Below are 23,025 nucleotides of genomic sequence, written 5' to 3'. Positions count from 1 at the left end.
GTTAAATTATAATTTTAAAAACATAAAAGGATAAAATATGCAAAAAGCATTGTTATTAAATGGTGCAAAAGAATTTGGACACTCCAAAGGAAGACTAAACACAAGCTTGCATGAGCTTGCACTTAAGACTTTACAAGAGCTTGATTTACAAACTCAACAAACACACATAGATCAAGGCTATAACACAAACGATGAGGTAGAAAAAATTCTAAATGCTGATGTTTTGATTTGGCAAATGCCTGGTTGGTGGATGGGAGAGCCTTGGATAGTGAAAAAATACATTGACGATGTTTTCACAGCAGGACATGGAGTATTTTATAAAAACGATGGTAGAAGTCATAATGAACCTACTAAGAATTATGGCACAGGTGGGCTTTTAAAAAATAAAAAATACATGCTTTCGCTAACTTGGAATGCTCCAATGCAAGCTTTTGATGATGAGAATGAATTCTTTAATGGAGCCGGAGTTGATGGAGTGTATTTACACTTTCACAAAGCACATGAGTTTTTAGGAATGAGTGCTTTGCCTACTTTCATAGCAAATGATGTAATCAAAAATCCTCAAGTACAAGAATATTTCACAAATTATAAAGCGCACTTAGAAAAAATTTTTAAAGCTTAGAAATTTGGGATTTGATGCTAGAAATCATTGATTTTTTAGCCTCAAATTCACTTTTTAAATTCAAAATAATCTGTCTTTTAGTCTCAATAAAATCAACAAAACTTTGCATATAATTTTTATAAATTTTTAAAACTACAGGCTTATTTAAAAGTAAATCTTCAAATTCATATACATTAAGCTCAGTTAATACTCTTTGATGTACTTCACTTGCTTTTGGATGATACAAGCTAAACTCGGTACTATCAAGCTCGTAAAATTCTTTACTTGCATTCATTTTAGTGCTAAAAAATCCCAAAGTAAGCTTAGTAGCACTTTCATAATTTGCCAAAGCCTTTAGATTAAGTTTTTCTAAAAATAGATCAAGTTCAAGTTGGCTTTTAAACAATAATTGTTTAAAATCTTTTAAAAAAAGTTCTTCACTAGCACTAGCAAAGCTTCTAAAACTAGCAAATTCTTTTTCACTTTCTAAGGCATTTTCTTTTTGTAAATTTGAAAATTGAGCCTTAAAAAGCAAAATTTGCTCTTCTAAATGAGTAAAAAATAAGGAAAAATCATCTTTAATTTGACTAAATTCTAAAGCGATTTCATTTTTTAATCTTTTAAATTCCTTATTCATTGCTTCAGAGTTATAAAACATAGCCAAAAACGCATCATCACTTGAAAGATATGGTGCTTTATAAGCAACTTTTTCATAAAGATTTTTCTTAAATAAACCCTTAGCTTCTTTATAATAACTACTATCTTTTTCTTTGATAAATTTTAAAATTTCTTGAGCAATTTTTTCTCCAACAAGTTTTAATTTATCTAAACAATTATGATTTAAAATTTTGATTTTTTGCTCTAGCTTACTTACTTTGAAAGTTTGCAAAATAGTATTAAATTTAAGCTCTAATTGCTCTAGCGCATTTTGAAACAAATCATATTGATTTGACAAAAGCTCGCATAAATTACTAAGTTTTTCTTTAATAAAATCTTTTTTAATGCACTCATAATCAAGTTCTTTTAAATACTCATAAAGCAAAGGTAAATTTGACTTTTGCAAATCAAATTTTGCTTCTTTGCATGAAATTGCGATGATTTTTTCAAAATACTTATCAAAAACTAAATGAGCGTAATTTAAAACATTTTCTAGCTCATCTTGACTTAACTTGTCTTTTTGATTAAGCACGCAAATTCCACCACGCTCTAAAAGCTTAGCATTTGCCTTTATGGCATCTTCTTCACTTTTTTTACCTGCATTATCAATCAAACTAAGCCAAATAGCACTATGCATAAAAGAAAGCTCTTTAAAAGTAGTTAGCGTATCGGTGGTGTTTGCATTTAAACCCGGGGTATCTATAAGTGTGATATCTTTTAAAAGCTCAATAGGTGCAAAAAGGTGCAGACTTTTAGTTTCTTTTAGCTCATTTCTTTGATCGCTAAATTTAGAAAGCTCATCTATATCAACAATCTCATCGCTACCATCTTCATATTCAACTCTTAAAAAATATTCCTTAGCATAGCGTAAAAAAGTGGGCTTAAAAGTCACTGGCACCACACCTGTTGGCAGGCATTCTTTTTGTAAAATCAAATTTAAAAGCGTGGATTTACCGCTGGAAAATTGCCCTATGATAGCCACATTAATGGCTCTTTTATAGCTAGCTATAATCATTTCAAGATCTTTTAAAAACACATCATTTAAATGCAAGCTTGGTTCTAAAAATGCATTTTTGATTGCTAAGATTTTTCCTTCAAAACTATCATCAAAGCTTTTACAATAAGCATTTTCATAAGCTTTTAAAAAATCATTAATCAAATCATTTTGCATTTAAAAGCTCCGTTTTTAAAGTCTTTAAACTTTGTAATTTTGTATTATTTTTTTCTAAAAGTTCTTTGGAGTTTTGCTCGTTTTGTTCTATTTGTAAAATCAAGTCTTTTAAGTCTTTGATTTGTTCTTCTTGCTCTTTTTCGTATAAATTTAAACTAAATTCTAAATTAGTAAAAAATTCTTGATTATTTTTTAAATCTAGGGCGATTTTTTCTATATTAAATGTTTGTAATTTTTCTAAAATTTGATTTTCTAAAGAGCTTTCTAGTTTATAAATATCTTGCGTGGATTCTAAATTTTTTAAAAGTCCTGCTTTTAATGTCATAAAAAGATCATTGGTAAAAATGCTTTCTATTTTTGTTTCAACCTTACTTTTAAAATCATCACAATTTTGCTCTAAAATAGCTTTTAAAAAATCATATTTCACACTTAGAGTGTTTTTAAGCTCATTAATTTTATACTCACTTTGCTGTTTTAGCTCTCTTAAAAGATCAAAAATTCCATCTTTTAAAGTCGTATCAATGATAATATTTAGTCTTTGAGTGTTGTTTTTGATTTTATTATTTTGATTATATTTTAGCTCATCTATAAGTTTTTCTTTTAATTTCTTAGCTAGTAAATGCAAAAGTGTTAAAATTTCTTGAGTATTTTCATCTTTTGTGTTAAAAATAGCACTTAGTTCTGCTTTTACTTGCATTAATTTTTCTTTTTTTGCTTTAAAATCATTAACAATAGCTTGATTTTGCTTATCAAGCTCAAAGTTTTCATAATTTAGCATTTTATTAGAAAATTTAATTTTTTCTTCTATTTTTTCTAAATGTAATAATAATTCTTTTTTATAAGCACTTAGAGCAATTTTGTTTTTATCATATAAGCTTTTAGCTATAAGTTCTTCTAGCGTTAAAATATTACTTTGTTCTAAATTTCCACCTTTTTTTTGATAAAAATCATTAGCTAATTTTGAAGAAATACACACAAAATCTAAATTATCTAATAATTCTTGGCTAAGCTGCTTTTGTGCTAAATTTTCTTTGAGTTTATTTTTAGTATAGTTAATTACTTCTTGCAAGTCTTTTTGATTAAGCAAGTCAGCCTTAGTAAGCACAATTAAAAGCTTACTTACCCTTGAAGTTAGCAAACATTCTATAATAAAATCACAATCTTTTTGACTAAGACTTTGAGAAGCATTCATAAGGTGGATTAAAAAGTCAGCCTTGCTTATATACGCTTTTGTTAAAAGCTCTCTTTGGATAATAACATCATCAAGTCCTGGAGTATCAACTATACAAACATTATCTTTTAAAAAATCAAGCGATGAAAAAAGCTCTATTTTTTTAATAAGTGCTGAGATTTTGTTTTTTGCACTAGTATAATTTTTTAATTCTTCAATTTTTATTTCTATATTTTTATTTTCTTTTTCAATATATTCATTTAGATTAAAATTTTGCTCTAATTGTTTTATAAGCTCTTGCATATCTTGATTATCTTTAGAGCTTTTTAAAATATCTTGCCATTCTTCATCATTCCAAAAATATATCTTAGCTTTTTGGTCTTTGCCGTATTTTAAAACACTCAAATTTGCAGTTTCAGGCACATTAGATACACCTAAAAAATCTTTTTTTAAAAGTGCATTTAGCATACTTGATTTACCTGCATTTACCACACCCGTTACTGCGATAGAAAAATCAATATTACCAAATTTAACCAAAGCTTCTTGTAAGAGTTTTTGAGCTTTTTCATCCTCGCAAAGCTCTTGTAAGTTTTGATTAATGAGATCTAGTGTTTGATGTGAGTTTTTAACTTCTTGCTTGTAATCTTTTTGAATAACTTTTTGCCTAGATACAAAAGCACATATTAAAGTATTATCGGTGATTTTTTGAAGTTTTTCCAAGGCTTTTAAAAGCTCGTTTTTGTCTAAAATTCCCAAATTTAAAGCATTAACAAAACAAACCTGTGCATACTGTATACCATAAAGATCTAAGCGTAAATTTAAACTTTTCATCAAATTTTTAAATTCATTTAAAGCGCTAAATCTTTCATAATTATCAAGATTAGTACTTAAAATAATTGCTGCTTTTTGAGCATCAATTAAACTTTCATCAAAAAGTGTATTTGTATCAAGATAAACGCTATGATTTTGCCAAATTTGTTTTAGTAAGGTTTTAAGAACCCCCTTTTCTTGGGGGCTAGGATTATTTGTTTCTTTGAGCGACAAGCTGTCTTCTCATATAAGCGATTTTGCTTTGTAAAGGTAGTTCTTTTGGACAATTATCTTCACATGCAAGTAAAGACATACATCCAAACACACCATCATCATCACCCACTAATTCATAAAAATCTTCTATGGTTCTGTGATCATGTGGATCTTGTAAATATCTAGCTGTTCTTAAAAGCCCAGTAGCTGCGATAAAGTCAGGTCTCATTAACTTAGTCGCACAAGAAGCAACACAAATTCCACACTCTATACAACGATCAAGTTCAAAAGTCTCATCAGCAACTTCTGGTTCAATGCGCTCTTCAAGTTTAGAAATATCTGTTTCTTTTTCATTATGTACCCAGCTTTCAACGCGTTTACACATACCATCAAACCACTCACCTGTATTAACACTCAAATCTTTGATATGTCTAAAAGCAGGTAAAGGCATAAGCTCTATAACGCCATCTGGATAATCTTTTGTCAATGTTTTACAAGCAAGTTTTGGCTTACCATTAATCATCATAGCACAGCTTCCGCAAATCCCTGCTCTACATACAAAGTCAAAACTCAAATCCGCATCCATTTTTTCTCTGATTTGAGTTAAGCACACAAAAATCGTCATAAATGGAGTTTCTTCAAGCTCATAAGTAACAAAATGAGGCTTAGAAATTTTACTTAATGGATTATATTTAAATGCTCTTATTGTTAATTTTCTACTCATAATCAACTCCTATTCTTTGATTTGGCGCTTTAAATTTAGCTTGTAATTCATAAGGCATTAAAGCATGTTGAATTTCATATCTACCTTTGCCTTCTGCTTCCATTTTTTCACGGATCGCATCAACTTCAGCTTGGCGTTTTTCACTTAATGGGTTTTCAATGATATTTCCTTTAGCACCATAACCTCTAAATGCAGGTGGGATTTCCATTTTCATAATGTCAAGATCTTCATACTCAACTCTAGGCATACTTTCACCTTCTACCCAGTAAGTATTTGTTCTTTTCATCCAATTTAAGTCATCTCTTTTTGGATAATCTTCTCTATAATGAGCCCCACGGCTTTCTGTTCTTAAAAGCGCACCATAAGCAACACATAAAGCAATTTTTAGCATTCTTGGAACCCTGTAAGCTTCTTCAAGCTCTGGATTTGCACATTTTAATTCTTTATCATGCACTTTTAGATCAAGTGATTTATGATATAACTCTTCAAGTTCTTTAACCGCTTCTTCAAGACCTTGACCTGTTCTAAAGATAGCTACTTTTTCCCACATAATATCTTTCATTCTGTTTTTGATTTCAAATACATCATGTTTTCCTTCTTTGCTAACAAGAGATTTTAAGTAATCATACTCTTTAGAAAGGAAAGATTTAACGATATTTGTATCAATTTCTGAACCATTTTCTTTACAATATTGTGCAAAATAATCTCCCACGATCATACCTGCAACAACAGTTTCTGAACATGAATTTCCACCCAAGCGGTTAAATCCGTGCATGTCCCAACAAGCTGCTTCACCACATGCAAAAAGACCATTCAGCCATTGACTTTCACCGGTTGGTTTTGTTCTAATACCACCCATTGAGTAATGTTGCATAGGTAAAACTGGCGCCCAGCCTTTTGGACCCTCATCAGCAGGATCAATACCATTAAATGTTTTACAAATATCTTGAACATCACGAAGATTTTTTTCAACATGAGCACGACCAAGGATAGAAATATCAAGCCATAAATGATCTCCATAAGGGCTTTTTACTCCTTTTCCTTTTCTAATATGCTCCATCATTCTACGACTTACAACATCCCTACTTGCAAGTTCTTTTTTCTCAGGTTCATAATCAGGCATAAAGCGGTAACCATCAACATCTCTTAAGATACCACCATCACCTCTACAACCTTCAGTTAGTAAGATACCGCTTGGCACGATTGGAGTTGGATGAAATTGCACTGCTTCCATATTTGAAAGTCTACAAAGTCCAGTTTCAAGTGCAATAGCAGCTCCTGTACCTTCACAAATAACAGCATTTGTAGTTTGTTTATAAATTCTACCATAACCACCTGTTGCAATCATAGTTCCTCTAGCAACATAAGCAATTAATTCTCCATTAGTTAAATCTCTAGCAATAGCTCCTAAACATTTTTTACCATCATGAATTAATCTTACTGCTTCCATTCTATCGATGATTTTAACTTGATGTTTAATCGCTTCATTTGCCACACCATATAACATACAATGCCCTGTTGCATCAGCTATATAACAAGTTCTCCATTTTTTAGTACCACCAAAGTCTCTTGCATTTATAAGACCATGTGCTTCTTCTTTTTCTTCGATAGTAGTTTTTTGAGCGTTTATAACAACAGTTCTAGGTCCTTTTGTAACTCTAGTCCAAGGCACACCCCAAGCAGCAAGCTCACGAACCGCTTTTGGAGCAGTTTGTGCAAACATTCTAGCTACTTCTTGATCACAGCCCCAGTCAGATCCTTTTACTGTGTCAGCAAAATGCACATCTTCATTATCACCTTCGCCTTTTACACTATTTCCTAAACTTGCTTGCATACCACCTTGCACAGCAGCTGAGTGAGATCTTTTAACCGGACAAATACTTAATAAAGTTACACTCTGACCACTTTTTGCAACTTCAATAGCAGCTCTTAAACCTGCAAGACCACCACCAATAACTAAAGCATCACTATATTGTATGTTCATATTTAGCTCCATCATAAGTTTTTACTATTTGCGCTACAGAGTTGTTTTGGTAATTATTAAGACCTATTTTTGCAAAAGCAGCTAAGCTTAACACACCTAAAACTAAGAAGAAAATACTAATAAACCATTTTGCTTTTTTAAGTTTTTTACGACTTTCTTTTGCATCTTTACCTTCAAACCAACCCCATTTTACACATAATCTATATAAACCAATACTTCCATGCAACTCAACACAGATTAATAAGGCAATATAAAATAACCACATAAAATGACTTACCACTCTATCGCCTGACATATCAGCACTGATTTTATCTGCATTAGTTATAACAAAAATCAAATGCGCTGAACCTAGGAAAAACATTACAAAACCAGTTGCAGCTTGAACCCACCATAAAGAAGAATCACCATGATTCATATATTTTAAATGTGTTCTACAAAGTTGATATTGTCTAAAATTGATAGGAAATTTTCTCATTGCAAGACCTGCATGCACAAAGAAAATCACTAAAACACAGGCGGCTAAAAAAGAAGTGATGTAGCTCATCATAGGGCTATCAATGATAAATTTTAGTTCCAAAAAGTGAACTACTGAATCAAAAAAATCATCACTAACCAAAATGGTAGAAACGAAAAACATATGTGCCCACATAAACAAGCCTAAAATCAAGCCTGTTGCACTTTGAATATAGTCAAGTTTTGCTGGCATTTTACTTTTTTTGCCATCAACACTCTTGCCTAAAAAACCTTCAATGAGTTGGCTCATATTTACTCCTTTAAAAAGTTGATAATTTATAATATCGGAGCAATTATAGAACTTTTATTCTTAAAAAAAATAAAAATTTATAAATTTTTTTTAATATTTCTTAAATAAAAAGATAAAATTAGTCCTAATAAAAACATTATAATACTTAAAATTTGACCCATACTCATACCAAAAACAACAAAGCCTATACCAAAGTCAGGCTCTCTATAAAACTCACAAACAAAACGTGCTAAAGCATAAAAAATTGTATAATAAGCAATAAGCTCTCCATTGTATTTTTTATATTTTTTTATCAATAATAAAATGATAAAAACTATAAAACCTTCTAAAAATGCTTCATAAAGTTGCGAAGGATGACGCAATACCCCATCTACATAAATACCCCAAGGTACATCCGTAGTTCTACCAAATAGCTCTTGATTTAAAAAATTTCCAATACGCCCAAAAATATAACCACATGGCACACTAATAGCAACCAAATCTAAATATTTCCATAAATTTTGTTTATTTTTTTTACAAAAAGCATAAGTTGCTATTAAAAATCCTATAACAGCACCATGGTAACTCATACCTCTAATTCCTACAAATTCTCCATTATAAAAAGGATTAAAAATTTGCCAAGGATGCGTAAGATACCATAAAGTATTTGCATCATAAATTAAAATATAACCCAATCTTGCACCTAAAATTACACCAATTTCCACCCATATAAAATAACTATCAAGCATAGCTTTTGAAATTCCCATATTGTCTTTAATAGCATAGTATTTTGCAACCATTAAAGCAACAAGTAAGGCTAATACATACATAATACCATACCAATGCACTTTTAAACCAAAAATTTCAAAAGCCACTACATCAAAATTTGCATAAATATTTTGCCAAAATTCCATAAAAAAGCCTTTATAATAAAACACATAATATAGCAAAAAATTGTATAATTATAAAAATAACAAGGAGAGAAAATGAAAAAAATATTATTATTTTTTAGCATAATTTTATTTTTAAGTGCTTGCACTGGTAATCAAAAAACTTATTATATTTCTATGCCAAGTTTTAAAAGTTCTTTTGAAGAACATAACAATACAAAAGAAAATAGCCCAAAAGTTAAAATCAATGAAATAGAAATTATTAAAAATACTTTTTATAGTTCTTATTTTGAACAATCCACCCTAAATCAAAGAATCAATAAAAGCCTAGAATTACTAAAAAAACAGCTATTTAAAGATAGTAAAGCACTATTAGAAAGTAAAGGATATACTATAGATAATGAAAATCCTGATTATGTTTTTAATATTACCATCAGTGCTAACTTATATGAGGATAAAGTTACAAGAAATTCAAGTCTTGGAGGCGATAGTGTAGAATCTTCTTTTATGATTATTTTAGAAGCTCAAAGTCATTTAAATAATTTGCATCAAGAAGATACTTTCCAAAGCACAACAAGCTCTGCAAAATTAAATGATCCTATTATTTTAAACTATCCTATAAAAGGTCAAGCAAGTATAGAAAGTTTTAGACAAGTTTATAGTGCTGTCCCAACCCAAGTAAATGAAAGTCTTGCAGCTAGTGCTTTGGAAATTGATAAAGTTTTTATTGCTTTTTACAAAGAAATCACTTCTAGTTTAAAAACCAATATAAAAGAAATTAAGGAAGAATCAAAAGTACAAGAAAATTTAGAAGCTCAAGATATAAAACAAGATAGTAAAAAGGAAGAAAAAATCTCTCCTTATCAAAATAATGAAGTAATTATTTTTGAATAGCTAAAGCATGAAACACTTTGATTCTAAATTTAAGATCAATGTGTTTTTCTTCTGATTTAAATTCAACAGGCGTACTTATTTCTATTAAATTTTTATATCTTTGTAAATCATTTAAAAAAGAATAAAAAGCTTGTGGATTTTTCATCTTTACGCTAACTCCAAATTGATATTTTAAATATTCTTGTCTTTTTTTAATAGGAATAAGATTTATTTTAACATCATCAAAATAATTTTTCATAAAATCCATTAATTCTTTTTGAGAAAATTCCGCATTGATTTGAGCTAAATTTTGCGCGTTTGTACTTTGAAAATCTCTAATAACCTTTTCCAAAGCTTGTAATTCATTTAATGCTTTGGTGTTTTGAATTTGTTGAGCGGCTAATCTGGAATGTTCGATTTTATAATCCTTCAAAAAGGGTACAATTAAGAATAAAATCAATATTGCACAAAGTGCAACAAATGAAAAAGAGTAAATCAATATCTTTAATATATCAGCTTCTTCTAAGCTCTTATCTTTTTTGTTCATACATTTCCTCTGGTATAGTAATATTTACACTAACAAAGCGATACCACCCATTTTCTAATTGATAATAGCTTGTTTGAGAATTTGAAAAAATACTTCTTAATGGGGCTTCTAACAACAAAGCAAACATTTCTTTAGTAGGTGTAATACCTCTTAAAATAAGCGACCTATCTTCCATTAAAACCTCATCTAAAGATATATTTTTAGGCACTAAAGTAAAAAGGTTTTGAATACTTTTTAATAAAACTTTATTTTTACCATTCTCTCGTTCTTGTTCTAAATCCCCTAAAATCATTTCTGCTTTATTATTTTGTCTTACTAATTCTTGATATTTAAGTTTATTGGAATTAATTTGAGCTATGATTTGAGCCAATTCTTTTTTCTTATCATCAAGTTGCACAGATGCGTAGTAGCTTTTAAAAACAACAACAATAAACACCACAAAAATCAAAGACACACTAATACTAGTAAAATAAATCCAAATTCTAGTAAAAAGATTAAAAACTGGTTTTATCTTCGGCTTTATTAAACTATATCTCATAGCTTCAAATCCTTAACTACAAGCTCATTCATCAAATTTAAAGTATCTATAAGCTCTACTTTTGGCTTTATAAAAAGCTCATTTTCTAAATAATCTAGCGAGGTTGCACTAAAACTTTCCTCATCAAAAATTACAATTTCTTCTAAAAAACTATTATCATACAAAGGATTATGATAAAATTCTTTTACACTTGAAATGATGTATTCTATCATTTTCATATCTGAACTAAAATTTTCTAAAGATTCCATAGGAAGCTGTTCTTCATTCTCATCTAAATCTTCAAGCTTATCAAGTTCTTTACTCATCTCTTCTAAACTTTTTAAATCATAATTTTGTTCATTTTCTTCTTCTTGGCTTTCATCATCAATTTGCAAATCAAATTCTTCTTTAATGTCATCAAAAAAATCAACTTCGTCATAATTTTGACTAGCTATATTAAAATAACTTCCAAATAATATAATCTCATTTTTACAAATTAACATCGCAACAAAATCATGATATCTATACACATAAAGGCCTATTTTTTCTTCAAAACCTCTATTTGCTATACAATGATAAAGCAAAGAAAAAGGCGAGTAAAGCAAATCTAAACCACCAAAAGCCTCATAATCTTCTTTATAAGAACTCAAAGATTGATTGGAAACATACAACAAAGCATTATTAAAAGGAATACATTTAACATTATTTGCTTCTACTCCAAAATTAGAAAGCTCTTTAAAATTTGAACTTGGCACTACACCTTGAGCAATAGGTGTAAAAAAAGTACAAATATAATAAATTTGAAAGTCTTTACTTAAATTTTTAACATATTCTATTGCTTTTTCTTTATCTTCAAAACTTTTTTCAAAAGTATCAACTGGTTGAGATTTTTTCCAAGTATGACATCTTATAATGTATTGTTTTTCATCATAACAAATACAAATTAAAAGCTGTAAAATATACTTTCTAAAAAAAGATAACATGGTGTTTATCCTTTATCTATTTGATTTATCATATCAAATTTTTCTTTTATCAATACTTTAGCTTCTTCTAAATTCAAATTTTGTATTTTGATTTCTTCACTTAATCTATAAGTAATCTTAGAAAAAGGCTTAGGTAAGATCATTTTATCCCAACTTTTAAATTCCCAAAAAGAACTTGCTTCATAATTTAGCAAAAAAAGTGGAGCATTTTTTTTTAAAGCTATCATCACAGAACCATCTGAAACACTATGATAAGGTCCTCTTGGCCCATCTGGAGTGATAATCACATCATCGCCTTGATCTAAAATTTTAAAAGATTGTTTCAATAAAGCCAAAGCACCTTTGCTTGTGCTACCTCTTAAAGTATCCAAACCAAAAAAAGCAATATTTCTAGCAATGATCTCCCCATCTTTATGGTGTGAAATCATCACATAAGCTTTTTTTCCTTTAATACCCATTTTACGATAAGCAAAAGGCATTAGAGCAAGACGCCCATGCCAAAAAAGTATCACACATGATCTTTTTGGAAGCTTTTGCCCTAAATAAACCTTTCTACAAGTTAAAAAAATTAGCCATTGTAATAAAAAAATTCCAAAAGCTAAAAGATTAATCTTAAAGGATTTCGCCATTTAACACCATACGCCTAGGATTGGTGATTTTTACTTTTTTCATTTGTCCTAATAACTCTTCACTGCCTTTAACTTGAATCAAAAAATTATTATCACTTCTACCTGCTACAAAACCTTCACTTCTTAATTCTTCAAATAAAACTTCAAATTCTTTATCTTTTTGTTTTACAACAATTTCATCTAAAATTTCTGTATGTCTTGCTTGCAAAACACTCAAGCGTTTTGAAGCTATATCATCAGGAATTTGATTTGGCATAGTTGCAGCTTTAGTTAGCGGTCTTTTAGAGTATTTAAAAGAAAACATTTGCTCAAATCGCACTTTTTCAAGTACATCCATGGTATCTTCAAAGTCTTTATCACTCTCACCTGGAAAAGCCACAATCACATCAGTAGAAATACTCACATCTTTACACATAGAACGAAGTTTCAATGCTCTATCTAAATACCACTCTTTAGTATAACCGCGTTTCATAGCCTTTAAAATTTCACTTGAACCACTTTGCAAAGGCATATGCATAGACTTACAAACTTTAGGATTTTTAGAAAAAACCTCTAAAAATCTATCATCCATATGCAATGGATGTGGGCTTGTAAAGCGGATACGCTCCAAACCTTCAATTTCGCTTAGCTTTTCCAAAAGATCTGAAAAATTAATCTTTTCATGAGCATTAGAAAATCTTTTGCCATAATTGTTAACATTTTGTCCTAGTAAAAAAATCTCTTTAGCACCCTTAGAAACAGCTTTCAATGCTTCATTTTTAATAATCTCAAAAGGTATAGAAATCTCATCTCCTCTTGTGTGAGGCACTATACAATAAGTACAATGCTTATCACAACCTATGGAGATATTAATATAGGTCTTATAAAGGCTATTTCTAAAATCTGCAAAAGCATAATTACTCTCATCAAAATCTATATCATTACCTAAAAATTTTGGAGTATTTACGGCCTTTGTGATTTTGGAAACATTTCTAGCACCCAAAACAAAATCCACACTAGGAGCACGCTTAAAAATCTCATCTCCCAAATGTGAAGCAGTGCAACCACAAACTCCTATTTTAGCTCCATTTTTTTTGATTTTTTCAAAACTTCCAACTTCTGAAAAAAGCTTATGTACAGGCTTTTCACGCACCGAGCAAGTATTGATTAAAATCAAATCTGCTTCTTTTGCATCTTGAGTTAATTCATAATTTTCTTTTTCTTTAAGTTCAGCTATCATATGCTCTGAATCACGCACATTCATAGCACAACCTAAAGTTTGTATAAAAAGTTTTTTACTCAAAGAATATGTACCTCATACATAAAATCTGCATCATCTAAACCATATTTGATTGTTCTATGATAAACACATTTTCCCTTTTTTTCAAAATGCTCTACTAAAGCGATTAATTGCTTATGGGCATTATCTTTATCAAAATAGAAAAATTTTTGACCTTCTTTATCTACAGCCTTTTCAATACTTTCTAAACTTATACTTTTTGGCTTTTCATCAACAGAGGTTCTTGCTATTTTTAAGTCCATATCATCATCCTCAAGTTTTTTTAATCTGAAATTATAGCAAATTTTACTTTTAATTAAACTTATTAAAGATATAATTTTATTCTTCAAACTTTTAAAATCCAAAATTAAGGTTGTATTGTCATTATGGAAAAAATCACAGATATAATTGAATCCATTGCTAATGAGAAAAATTTACAAATAGAAGATGTAAGAGAAAGAGTTAAAAAAGCACTTATTAATACTGCTAAGAAAATTTATGGCGATAAATATGAATTTTTTGTTGATTCAGGTAAAAATTTGCAACTTTATCAAAAAATCATCGTAGTAGCTGATAATGATGAAAGATTAGAAAATAAAAATGAGCATTTTATCGCTTTAAGTAAAGCAAGGGCTGAAGCTAAAGATGTAGAAATTGGCGATGAGCTAACTTATGAATGTTCTTTGGAAAATTTAGGCCGTACTGCTGTAAATATCTTACATAAAGAATTAGAATATAACATTCAAAAACTCTTAGAAGAAAAAATCTATGAAAAATACCAAAAAATGGTAGGACATATGGTTTTTGGTAGCGTAGTAAGAGTAGATAGTGAAGAAAATACCTATGTAGAAATTGATGAGTTTCGTGCATATTTGCCTAGAAAAAATCGTATCAAAGGTGAAAAATTTAAAGTAGGCGATGTGATTAAAGCTGTTATTAGACATGTATATATTGATAAATCGGGTATGAGAATGGAGCTTAGTAGAACTAGCCCTAAATTTTTAGAAGCTTTATTAAAAGCTGAAGTTCCTGAAATCAAAGATGGTCTTATAAATATTTATGCAAGTGCAAGAATTCCAGGCGAGAGAGCAAAAATCATCTTGCAAGCTAATAGCCCGAGTGTTGATGCAGTAGGAGCAACTGTGGGTATAAAAGGAGTTAGAATCAATGCTGTAAGCAAAGAATTAAAAAATGAAAATATTGACTGCATTGAGTATTCTAATGAAATGGCAATTTTAATCACAAGAAGCTTAGCTCCAGCCATTATAAACTCAGTTAGTATTGAAGATAAAAAGGCTATTGTAACGCTAAATAGCGAACAAAAAAGCAAAGCCATAGGAAAAAGTGGTATCAATATACGCCTAGCTAGCATGCTTCTTGGATATGAGATAGAACTTAATGAAGTAAATAATGAAGATAAAACTAACAACCAAGAAGAAGCGTTTAAAAACCTTAAAGCTTTATTTGGAGAAAACTAAAGCTGCTTACCGACAGTTTGTTCGGTAAGCTTTCTTTCTAAAACTAAATCCACTATAGGTTGCTCTCTTTTATTTGCCTTTTGGCAGTGATTTTTATCAAAAAAATCTGTGATTTTAATAACTATTTTAGCCCATCTTTTATCACGCTCTCTCCAAGCATGAGACGATAAAGACTCCCAAGCATAACCATTAAACAAAGTAGCATTGACAAAATGATCAAGCGCTCTCACACCTTGTCTAACCCTAGCAGGATTACCAAAAGTACCCACTATAACAATAAAAAGATAACTAATCACCGCTAAAGGAACGATAGCGCAAAGTAGTATAGTTCCTGCTAATTTTTCTTTCATTTTTGCCTTTTTATAAATCTTATATTCATACCATTTGCCGATCTTATAGTAAGTCTTCCTACTATATCAGGTACAAAATTTTCTTCTAATTCTAACTTATAAGTCCTTAAAATATTAGCTAAAATCAAAACAGCCTCTTGCATAGCAAAACCCTGCCCTATACACACACGCTCTCCCATACCAAAAGGCATATAAGTGTCTTTTTTAATCTTGCTTTTATCTTCATGGCGACTTGGATCAAACTCATGTGGATTTTCCCAAAAACTATCATGTCTATGAATAAGCCATGGAGCTACCACTACACCTGAGCCTTTTTTGATGAGCTTATCTCTCATTTTGTTATCATTTCTTGCTTCTCTAGCGAAAAAGCCAACTGGTGGATAAAGTCTTAAACTTTCTTTAAACACATTTGTAAGATATTTCATCGCTCTAATGTGCTCTATCTTAAACTCCTCATCACCCGCAACTTGCATGATTTCTTCATAAGCTTTTTGTTGCTCATTTGGAGAAATACTTAAAATATATAGCGTCCAAGTTAGCGAGCTTGCAGTGGTTTCATGGCCTGCTAAGAAAAGCATGGCAACTTGGTCTAAAATTTCATTAAAAGAAAATCTCTCACTAGTATCTGCATCTACCACCATAAGCAATGATGATAAAATATCTTCATATTTTCCTTGATCATTTAGGGCATTATCATATCTTGGCTTTATAATATCTGATAAAACCTTGCGTATAACTCCACCTGCTTTAAGTCTTTTTTTCTCGCCCAAAAGATTTGAAAGCCAAGTTGGAAAGCGAAACATTCTTCGCATAGCTGTTTTAACTGTTTCTTCTTGCACAGTTACAAAAGCATCTAAAACAAGTTTACCTTTTTGCTCATCAAGTTTTGATGACATAATAGTTCTAAAAATCACATCTGCAGTCACAAAAGTCATAGCTTCATCTACTTCTACAATCGCTTTATCTTCATACTTTGCAAATCTTGCCATCATATCAGAAGCTGCTTCACTCATCAAATTAAAAACCTTAGAAATCCTTGTCATTTCAAAAGAAGGTCTTAAAAGTTCTCTTTGCTTTTCCCATACTCTATCATTAGTTGTAAAAATACTTATACCCAAAAGTGGTTCTAAAAGCTCATGTAAAAGTTGGCTTTTTGGATATTCTCTAACCTCATCTACCATAATGCGTCTAACTTCTTTTGGATCATTTACTACATATAGATCAAATCCAGGCATTTTTACTCTACCCATCATCATTTTATAGCTTCGCTCATAAAGCCCATCAAGCCAAGATCTTCTTTTTAGTAAAAAAGTAGTTAATGTAGAAGCTTTATTTTTATAAGGCTTTGGATGAAAAGGACACTGACCCATGTTTTCCTCCTATTTGATTTTTTCTTCTAATTTATTTTTACCTATAATAAATTCAAAAAAGTTATATACTCCTTGAATTTGTGTGGCAAATAAATATAAAAAATGTGCTTTATATTTGTCTTTTTTGATTTTTTTATAATCTTTGTTTTTATATAAGGTATGAAATTTAGCCGAAAGGTATTTTGGACTAAATTGTGTTTTCACTCCGCTTGTGCGTATAAAATCAACTTGTGCAAAACAAGCCCCATCAATAATAGAAGTAAAATCATACCATACTAAATTCTTACTTCCCAAATACTCTAAGTCTTTTCTAAACTCAAAAGATTTTTTTTGATAGCTTACCAAAGGTATACACTCACCCAAAGTTAAAACTTTTAAATTTTCAAAAGAAACATTTTCTTTTTCACATTTTCTAAGCACTTTTGCTAAAACATTTATGCAAAGCACAGTTCCTACGCTATGTGCGCTTAAGATGAACTCATAGTTTTTATCATTTGCATTTTCTTTTAGTTTTTCAAAAATAACTCTAGCAAAATCATCCATTCTTAACTCAAGTTCACCTTGAGAATTTTTCTCCCAATTTGCACAAAAAGAACAAATTCTAGCTATCCAAAAAACAGCTAATTTCTTGCCTAATTTATAAAGCATTTTTGGTAAAAACACTAATGATAAAATAAAGGCTAAAATTCCCAAAACAATATGAAAATTTTGCAAATAAAATAAGCTTCCAAAAGCACAAAATAAAGTAAAAATCAAACTCAAAAGCACATAAAAAAATGGATAATAACCTGTGATAAGTTGATGTGGGGATTCTTTACCAAATTTTAAAAAAAGTCCTGTAATAGTATAAATTCTAAAAAAACTATAGCAATCACTCAAAGCATCTTTTATACCCTCTGACCAGTTTTTTTTGACTATATCATTCCAACCTAAAAAAGTATAAGTAGTGTTTGTGTATGGAGTTTGAATTTGCCAAAAAGGATAAATATTAACTTGAGCTTTTGATAAAGTATAATCATAATTTAAAAGTATATTCTGCTCAGCTAAATTTTTTTTAAACACAGCATAATAATGCCTATATCCTCTAGGATCATAACCAGCTATATAAAAAACATCTCTTTTTTGGCATATTTTTTTCATCAACATCCTAAATAAATTTAATACTGAATTTAAAAATATAGCTAAAGTTGTTATCTTTGTCAAATACCTATTTAAAGATAAAATGAGGGGTTTTTACTCTGAAATTATTCATTAAAAAATATTTTATAAAATAAATAAAAATTAAAAAAATCAAGAAAGAACTTATGGATGTAATCTTACTAGGTGGTAGTAATAGTGTAGTTAAAAATGGTCTTAGGATAGGTCTTGAAAATAAAGACATTACATTACATAATTACGCTTTAGGGCTTAGTACTTCTTTGCAAAATCTTTATGAGTTAATACGCCATGAAAATACTATAAATAAAAGTAATTTTCTCATCAGTGAATCAAATATCAATGATTATTTAAGCCCTATGAGTTTAAATATTATACTTAGAAATATTGATTATTTTTATGAAGAACTTTACAAAGCAAACAAAATTACTATAGTGCTTATACTCCCCATACCAGCTTGTAATGATAAATCAAAAGCTATCAATGAAGCTCATAGGAAAAATTGTGCTCATTATGGTTTTAATCTAATCGATGTAGATCTTTACTACCAAAAAAATAATCTTTATGATTTTGATCAAAACTATAAATTCCACCCTATGCCACTAGCTATGCAAGAGCTTGGTAAAAACATCATTAAAAATTTACACAGCTTTAAAAAATCTAAAGAAAATATCATTTGCTCAAAAAGAAAATTTCATATCTTTACGCCCTCAAATTCAACTAAAATAGAGCATAAAAACTCATTTTTTTGCGAAAAAACTACAAAGATTAAAGCTAATGAAAAAATCATTTTTCCAAAAGAGTTCAAAAATTATCAAATCTTAGGCATACACACTTGGAATCACGCCAGTTCATTAACCCATGCTATATCATCTATAAGCATTGAAAACTCATCTTTTAAATTAGTAAAAAATTTTGGACTTATCAATACTTTTCAAGATATACAAAATGAAAAAGCAATTTGTGATGAGCAAACCTTTTTGTATGTTAATACACAAATTATCAAGCAAAGTGAGGAAAGTTCGGGCTTAAGCATAGCAAATGAAAAAACACCAAGACTTGATTATGTGGACTTAATAGGAATTTTACTTTTAGAAAAAGATGATGATAAAAAAATTGAATGTAAAATTCAACTTACAAATGCTTATGAGCTTTTGATACCACCTATAGCATTTTACAAAGAATTAGTGCTAGAATACCATGAACTAAAAAAACTTGATATGCAAACATTTTTACAAAGTCAAAATCATAATCTTTTGCGTTTTTTAAATCACAAAGGCTTAAAAAATGAATATGAGATATTTATCCACCAAAACAATAAACTTTATGGAGCTAGTTTAAGGATAAAAGAAAGATTAAGCTATAAGCTTGGAGAAGCTATCATGAAAAATAGCAAAAGTTATCTAGGGTATTTTAAAATACCCTTTGAACTAAGAAAAGTCAAAAAAGATCATTTTAAAAATCAAAAAGATCAAAAAAACCTACCACCACTAAAAGCTTATGCTGACTATAAACACGCTCAAATAGCCAAAACACACTTGCCTTATCTTTTAGGTAATGCACTTTTACAAGCTTCAAGAACTCCTTTTAAAATAGGCTATTTAAGTTTACCTTTTAAACTAAAAAAGATTGCAAAAAACTACAAAAAGAAAATTTAATCTAAACTAGTATTTTTGAAAAAATTTCCATTGACTTGGGTTTTATATATCACATAATTTCTAAATTTAGCATGCAAAACCACATCAGGTTTATATGCTCTACATTCTTTCCAAAAAGTATGCAAGCTTTTTTGATAAGTCAAACCTTCAATATCATAAAAAGCTTTACCCATAACCTTTAAAGGACTATTGTGATATAAAGCAGAAAGTCCTACTGTACTATTTATGACTATAGTACCTCTTGTATTGATTAAAAGTGTAGGTAAATGCAAATCGTGCACATATAAAATTCTACCCTCGACATTGTATTTTAAGCTCAAATCTTCTATAAGTTTAGTATAGTCCCTATAGCCACGATCCATAGGATGATGCTTAAAAACTAGATAAGACTTTGCTTTGGCATGATTAGCAAAAGAGATGATCACCTCTTCTATAAATTTTTCTGTAGTTTTTTTATAATGATGAGATAGTTGAGTGTCATTATGCACTTGCAAAATAGCTAAAAAATATTTTTGTTTTAGAGAAAGAATTTTTTCATTTAAACTTTTTTCTGTGATTTTGTATTTGTTTTTTCTATATACCGAGCAAAGCCAAGGTAAAAAGTCAAATAATTTTAAACTTCTATGGTGTAAAGAATTATTAAAATACCAAGAAAATAAAAAAGCAAAAAGCCAATATAAAAACGAAGCAAAGGCCATATTTCTAAAAGTACTTGAGAAAGTTTTAAATTTAAAATCTTTATCAAATTTTTTCTGACTTAGATAAAATTCTTTTTCTCTTGGTAAAGTGGAGTTTGCATTCACTCCATCTTTTTCAAAAGTAATAAAATTTGGTCTTATATAACCTTCTTCAAAAATCCATACTTCAATACCCATTTGCTTAGCAACATTAATGGCTATCTCATGCACTTTTCTACAATCATTATACATCAAGATAACTTGAATTTGTTTTTCTTCAAAAAGCTTTTTATAAAAGTCTTCAAGATCAGCTAAACTTTTAGTGTAATTAATGCTTTTAAAAGGATAAAAGAAAAAATCTCCACCATTAAAATTTACTTTATAAACCTTAGCTTTTGGAATTTTTGTAGCAATTTTACGAAAAAAACCTCCCACAGGTCCTTGGAGTAATAAAACATTTTTACCAGAAAATTTTTTTAATTTCTTACTTAAATTCATCTAATCAAAATAAATTCTACTAATCTTCTTATTTTTCTTAATATATAAATTCTTATATCCATAAACCAACGCAAATAAAATTTAGAAAAATAATCTTTTTGCATTTTTAACATTATATCTAATGCAAGCTCAACTTCACATAAATTTTTATTTTTTGGATGGATGTATCTTGGATAAAGGATCAAAACCCCCGCAACTAACTCTTCTAAACTAAGCATTCTTGTGCGTCTTGGAATTTCATGTAAATCGCTTGTCAAACCCCAACCTGCATAAAAAGGCTTACCATACACCACTACTTTTTTGCCACGCAAAAGAGCGTCAAAACCACTTGTAGAGGTTATAGTATGCACTTCATCACAAGCATTTATAGCACTATCTATGCTGATATTTTCTATAATCTCATCACAGTATTTTAAAATAATGCTTTTATCTTTTAAACCTTTGCGGTTACCGCTTAAAACATCAGGGTGAGGTTTAAAAATTATAAAGGCATTTTCATTGGCCTTTCTTACACTTTGTAAAAGTTTTAAGGTATCATAACCTGCACCACCTAAGATCATAGAAGCATCATCTTCTACTTGAGCAGGGATTAAGATGATTTTTTTATTGGTGTTAAAATTTAGCTTTTCATGTTTTAAGCCATTATACTTTGAAAATTTATTTTGCGTAATGGTAATGATGAGCTTTTTAGCTCTTTGTTTTAAACTCTCATCAAAAATGTGATTTTGCAAAATATCTTCTAAATCACTTGACTTACTTGGATCAACATATAGGCCTTTGCTATCTATTATCAAAGAAAAAGGACGTGTGAGATCTGAACCTAAAAAAACTGAGCGTAAAAAGCCATCTTCTACTAAGAAAATTTCATTATTAAAATCTTTATCTAATAAAAATTTATCATATTTTTTACCCCAAATGAAAATTTTATCTTCAAGATTTAAATTCGCTTTGTAAAGTTCATCTAATGAGTTTAAAAAAATGATTTTATTATTCTTAGCTTTAAAAAATGGCTTCATAAACCAACGCTTCCACAAAGTAAAACCCAAAAAATACAAAGTATTTGAATTAGCTTGTTCTATCTTTTTGTACTTTGCTAAAGTATGAATAGTGTCAAAAATATCACTTTTTTGATTTAAGTAAGGATTAAAATACTCACTATATAAAATATAAGTAGCATAAAAAACCTCTTCTAAAGTTCTTTTTTTAAGCCTTCTTTTACACGCTTGCTTATCTTGAGTTAAACCCCAACCTGCATAAAATGGCACGCCATAACACACACATTCACATCCCAACATCAAAGCTTCAAAGCCCATTCCAGAAGTTTTCGTATAAACTTTTTTAAAATAACTTAATAACTCCATAGGGTTATAATTTTCTTTTATAACTACACATTTACTTAGTAAATCTTGTGCGTTAAAATCACTTTGTTTTTTACCACTTAATACATCGGGATGAATTTTAATGTATATTTTAGCATTTGGATTTTCTATGATGGCTTCATTTATGATATCTTGAGTTAAAAAACTATCAGCTAAACCAAATTTAAGAGAAGTATCATTTGCTACTTGTGTGATGATTAGTACACGTTCCTCGCTACCACCGAAAAGCTCTTTTGGTACGCAAAGATTATTATTATACTTGCTAAGTTTTTCTTTTTTTATAAGCTCTATAACTTTTTTTGCTTGCTCTAGTTCTTCGGTGCTAAACTCATAAGTGTTTAAAATATTTTCAAGTTTAGATGGTGCAGTTGCATCATAGTAAATTCCCATATCATCTTTGACGATAGAAAAACTTGGACTATTTTCTACACCCAAATTCAATGAGCGCAAAAAACCATCTTCTAAAAGTAGAAATTTTGCATTATGTTTTTTAGCTAGTTCTATAGCTTTTAAACCGGATTTTTTTCTACCCCAACCTACAAAAACATCTTCCTTTGTGATGTTTTTATAGGCACTATATAAAGTTATTTTGCAAAAATTTTTTACATTTTCTTTTAATCTTTTAGATGTGGTATAGAATCTCATAATAACTGTTTTACAATCATATTAACTTTTTCATTTAAATTTCCT

At 29.4% G+C, this 23,025-nt stretch carries 21 protein-coding genes; 4 read left to right on the top strand and 17 right to left on the bottom strand.

All coding sequences use genetic code 11. The annotated features are described in order from the left end of the window. Positions 1-37: 37 nt before the first annotated feature. Complete coding sequence (locus L8U04_RS02150) at positions 38-622, top strand: NAD(P)H-dependent oxidoreductase (RefSeq protein ID WP_220566274.1); 585 nt, start codon at positions 38-40, stop codon at positions 620-622. Here the strand turns inward: L8U04_RS02150 and L8U04_RS02145 are convergent. The 6 genes from L8U04_RS02145 to lgt all read right to left on the bottom strand — a co-directional run bounded on the left by L8U04_RS02145 (position 612) and on the right by lgt (position 8,987). Next, complete coding sequence (locus tag L8U04_RS02145; RefSeq protein ID WP_263709301.1) at positions 612-2,429, bottom strand: dynamin family protein; 1,818 nt, start codon at positions 2,427-2,429, stop codon at positions 612-614. The genes L8U04_RS02150 and L8U04_RS02145 overlap by 11 nt on opposite strands. Continuing rightward, the gene (locus L8U04_RS02140) at positions 2,419-4,644 is read right to left on the bottom strand and encodes a dynamin family protein (RefSeq protein ID WP_263709300.1); all 2,226 of its coding nucleotides are present in this window, start codon (positions 4,642-4,644) and stop codon (positions 2,419-2,421) included. Before L8U04_RS02140 ends, L8U04_RS02145 begins: the two co-directional genes overlap by 11 nt. After that, entirely contained in the window at positions 4,622-5,347 is a 726-nt protein-coding gene (locus tag L8U04_RS02135; RefSeq protein WP_012661078.1) for a fumarate reductase iron-sulfur subunit, read from the bottom strand. The genes L8U04_RS02140 and L8U04_RS02135 overlap by 23 nt, the downstream gene beginning before the upstream one ends. Continuing rightward, positions 5,340-7,331, bottom strand: coding sequence for a fumarate reductase flavoprotein subunit (locus tag L8U04_RS02130; RefSeq protein ID WP_220566271.1), 1,992 nt, complete (start codon positions 7,329-7,331; stop codon positions 5,340-5,342). Before L8U04_RS02130 ends, L8U04_RS02135 begins: the two co-directional genes overlap by 8 nt. Then, positions 7,315-8,094, bottom strand: a complete 780-nt coding sequence (locus tag L8U04_RS02125; protein ID WP_070255907.1) for a fumarate reductase cytochrome b subunit — start codon at positions 8,092-8,094, stop codon at positions 7,315-7,317. Before L8U04_RS02125 ends, L8U04_RS02130 begins: the two co-directional genes overlap by 17 nt. A gap of 77 nt (positions 8,095-8,171) precedes the next feature. After that, a complete protein-coding gene (lgt, locus tag L8U04_RS02120; protein WP_263659467.1) occupies positions 8,172-8,987 on the bottom strand; it encodes a prolipoprotein diacylglyceryl transferase in 816 nt (271 codons plus the stop codon). 72 nt (positions 8,988-9,059) lie between these two features. On the opposite strand from lgt, the gene L8U04_RS02115 reads away from it, so the two are divergent. Next, on the top strand, positions 9,060-9,857 hold the full coding sequence (locus tag L8U04_RS02115) for a membrane lipoprotein lipid attachment site-containing protein (protein WP_263659466.1): 798 nt from the start codon (positions 9,060-9,062) through the stop codon (positions 9,855-9,857). Here L8U04_RS02115 and L8U04_RS02110 read toward each other — a convergent pair. The 6 genes from L8U04_RS02110 to L8U04_RS02085 are packed head-to-tail and all read right to left on the bottom strand — an operon-like array spanning position 9,844 to position 14,033. Then, positions 9,844-10,383 carry a hypothetical protein gene (locus L8U04_RS02110; RefSeq protein ID WP_070255897.1) on the bottom strand — a complete coding sequence of 180 codons (540 nt, stop codon included), beginning with the start codon at positions 10,381-10,383 and terminating at the stop codon, positions 9,844-9,846. The two genes, L8U04_RS02115 and L8U04_RS02110, sit on opposite strands and share 14 nt — an antisense overlap. Beyond that, complete coding sequence (locus tag L8U04_RS02105) at positions 10,367-10,921, bottom strand: hypothetical protein (protein ID WP_220566268.1); 555 nt, start codon at positions 10,919-10,921, stop codon at positions 10,367-10,369. Before L8U04_RS02105 ends, L8U04_RS02110 begins: the two co-directional genes overlap by 17 nt. After that, entirely contained in the window at positions 10,918-11,883 is a 966-nt protein-coding gene (locus L8U04_RS02100) for a hypothetical protein (RefSeq protein WP_133319440.1), read from the bottom strand. Before L8U04_RS02100 ends, L8U04_RS02105 begins: the two co-directional genes overlap by 4 nt. Before the next feature lie 5 nt (positions 11,884-11,888). Next, positions 11,889-12,512: a lysophospholipid acyltransferase family protein gene (locus L8U04_RS02095; RefSeq protein WP_220566267.1), complete on the bottom strand. Its 624-nt coding sequence runs from the start codon at positions 12,510-12,512 to the stop codon at positions 11,889-11,891. Continuing rightward, positions 12,496-13,794 (bottom strand): tRNA (N6-isopentenyl adenosine(37)-C2)-methylthiotransferase MiaB, encoded by a 1,299-nt coding sequence (gene miaB, locus L8U04_RS02090; RefSeq protein ID WP_220566266.1) that lies wholly within the window; start codon positions 13,792-13,794, stop codon positions 12,496-12,498. Before miaB ends, L8U04_RS02095 begins: the two co-directional genes overlap by 17 nt. Next, positions 13,791-14,033: an HP0268 family nuclease gene (locus L8U04_RS02085; RefSeq protein ID WP_070255886.1), complete on the bottom strand. Its 243-nt coding sequence runs from the start codon at positions 14,031-14,033 to the stop codon at positions 13,791-13,793. Before L8U04_RS02085 ends, miaB begins: the two co-directional genes overlap by 4 nt. A 123-nt stretch (positions 14,034-14,156) precedes the next feature. On the opposite strand from L8U04_RS02085, the gene nusA reads away from it, so the two are divergent. Next, positions 14,157-15,248, top strand: coding sequence for a transcription termination factor NusA (gene nusA, locus L8U04_RS02080; protein ID WP_220566265.1), 1,092 nt, complete (start codon positions 14,157-14,159; stop codon positions 15,246-15,248). On the opposite strand, the gene L8U04_RS02075 is transcribed toward nusA, so the two are convergent. From L8U04_RS02075 to L8U04_RS02065, 3 genes are read right to left on the bottom strand one after another with little or no spacing between them, the layout of a single operon-like run. After that, the gene (locus tag L8U04_RS02075) at positions 15,245-15,598 is read right to left on the bottom strand and encodes a membrane protein (RefSeq protein WP_039627957.1); all 354 of its coding nucleotides are present in this window, start codon (positions 15,596-15,598) and stop codon (positions 15,245-15,247) included. The two genes, nusA and L8U04_RS02075, sit on opposite strands and share 4 nt — an antisense overlap. Further along, complete coding sequence (locus tag L8U04_RS02070) at positions 15,595-16,968, bottom strand: cytochrome P450 (RefSeq protein WP_263659465.1); 1,374 nt, start codon at positions 16,966-16,968, stop codon at positions 15,595-15,597. Before L8U04_RS02070 ends, L8U04_RS02075 begins: the two co-directional genes overlap by 4 nt. A gap of 9 nt (positions 16,969-16,977) precedes the next feature. After that, a complete protein-coding gene (locus tag L8U04_RS02065) occupies positions 16,978-18,108 on the bottom strand; it encodes a DUF829 domain-containing protein (protein ID WP_263709299.1) in 1,131 nt (376 codons plus the stop codon). A 164-nt stretch (positions 18,109-18,272) separates the two neighbouring features. Between L8U04_RS02065 and L8U04_RS02060 the strand changes: the two genes are divergently transcribed. Then, positions 18,273-19,781 (top strand): SGNH/GDSL hydrolase family protein, encoded by a 1,509-nt coding sequence (locus L8U04_RS02060; RefSeq protein ID WP_263709298.1) that lies wholly within the window; start codon positions 18,273-18,275, stop codon positions 19,779-19,781. On the opposite strand, the gene L8U04_RS02055 is transcribed toward L8U04_RS02060, so the two are convergent. Next, on the bottom strand, positions 19,778-20,956 hold the full coding sequence (locus L8U04_RS02055) for a capsule biosynthesis protein (protein ID WP_263709297.1): 1,179 nt from the start codon (positions 20,954-20,956) through the stop codon (positions 19,778-19,780). The two genes, L8U04_RS02060 and L8U04_RS02055, sit on opposite strands and share 4 nt — an antisense overlap. Further along, entirely contained in the window at positions 20,953-22,980 is a 2,028-nt protein-coding gene (locus L8U04_RS02050) for a capsular polysaccharide biosynthesis protein (protein WP_263709296.1), read from the bottom strand. Before L8U04_RS02050 ends, L8U04_RS02055 begins: the two co-directional genes overlap by 4 nt. Positions 22,981-23,025: the final 45 nt, after the last annotated feature.

Origin of the sequence: Campylobacter sp. IFREMER_LSEM_CL908 (assembly GCF_025771545.1) — a bacterium.
Classification (GTDB): Bacteria; Campylobacterota; Campylobacteria; order Campylobacterales; family Campylobacteraceae; genus Campylobacter_D; species Campylobacter_D lari_D.
The sequence above is the reverse complement of the archived record's forward strand: the minus strand, read 5'-3'. Positions and strand labels throughout refer to the sequence as shown.

Coding starts and splice junctions, on each gene's coding strand:
- L8U04_RS02150 (WP_220566274.1), top strand. CDS start 38: ATGCAAAAAGCATTGTTATTAAATGGTGCAAAAGAATTTGGACACTCC.
- L8U04_RS02145 (WP_263709301.1), bottom strand. CDS start 2,429: ATGCAAAATGATTTGATTAATGATTTTTTAAAAGCTTATGAAAATGCT.
- L8U04_RS02135 (WP_012661078.1), bottom strand. CDS start 5,347: ATGAGTAGAAAATTAACAATAAGAGCATTTAAATATAATCCATTAAGT.
- L8U04_RS02130 (WP_220566271.1), bottom strand. CDS start 7,331: ATGAACATACAATATAGTGATGCTTTAGTTATTGGTGGTGGTCTTGCA.
- L8U04_RS02125 (WP_070255907.1), bottom strand. CDS start 8,094: ATGAGCCAACTCATTGAAGGTTTTTTAGGCAAGAGTGTTGATGGCAAA.
- lgt (WP_263659467.1), bottom strand. CDS start 8,987: ATGGAATTTTGGCAAAATATTTATGCAAATTTTGATGTAGTGGCTTTT.
- L8U04_RS02115 (WP_263659466.1), top strand. CDS start 9,060: ATGAAAAAAATATTATTATTTTTTAGCATAATTTTATTTTTAAGTGCT.
- L8U04_RS02110 (WP_070255897.1), bottom strand. CDS start 10,383: ATGAACAAAAAAGATAAGAGCTTAGAAGAAGCTGATATATTAAAGATA.
- L8U04_RS02105 (WP_220566268.1), bottom strand. CDS start 10,921: ATGAGATATAGTTTAATAAAGCCGAAGATAAAACCAGTTTTTAATCTT.
- L8U04_RS02100 (WP_133319440.1), bottom strand. CDS start 11,883: ATGTTATCTTTTTTTAGAAAGTATATTTTACAGCTTTTAATTTGTATT.
- L8U04_RS02095 (WP_220566267.1), bottom strand. CDS start 12,512: ATGGCGAAATCCTTTAAGATTAATCTTTTAGCTTTTGGAATTTTTTTA.
- L8U04_RS02085 (WP_070255886.1), bottom strand. CDS start 14,033: ATGGACTTAAAAATAGCAAGAACCTCTGTTGATGAAAAGCCAAAAAGT.
- nusA (WP_220566265.1), top strand. CDS start 14,157: ATGGAAAAAATCACAGATATAATTGAATCCATTGCTAATGAGAAAAAT.
- L8U04_RS02075 (WP_039627957.1), bottom strand. CDS start 15,598: ATGAAAGAAAAATTAGCAGGAACTATACTACTTTGCGCTATCGTTCCT.
- L8U04_RS02070 (WP_263659465.1), bottom strand. CDS start 16,968: ATGGGTCAGTGTCCTTTTCATCCAAAGCCTTATAAAAATAAAGCTTCT.
- L8U04_RS02065 (WP_263709299.1), bottom strand. CDS start 18,108: ATGAAAAAAATATGCCAAAAAAGAGATGTTTTTTATATAGCTGGTTAT.
- L8U04_RS02060 (WP_263709298.1), top strand. CDS start 18,273: ATGGATGTAATCTTACTAGGTGGTAGTAATAGTGTAGTTAAAAATGGT.
- L8U04_RS02055 (WP_263709297.1), bottom strand. CDS start 20,956: ATGAATTTAAGTAAGAAATTAAAAAAATTTTCTGGTAAAAATGTTTTA.
- L8U04_RS02050 (WP_263709296.1), bottom strand. CDS start 22,980: ATGAGATTCTATACCACATCTAAAAGATTAAAAGAAAATGTAAAAAAT.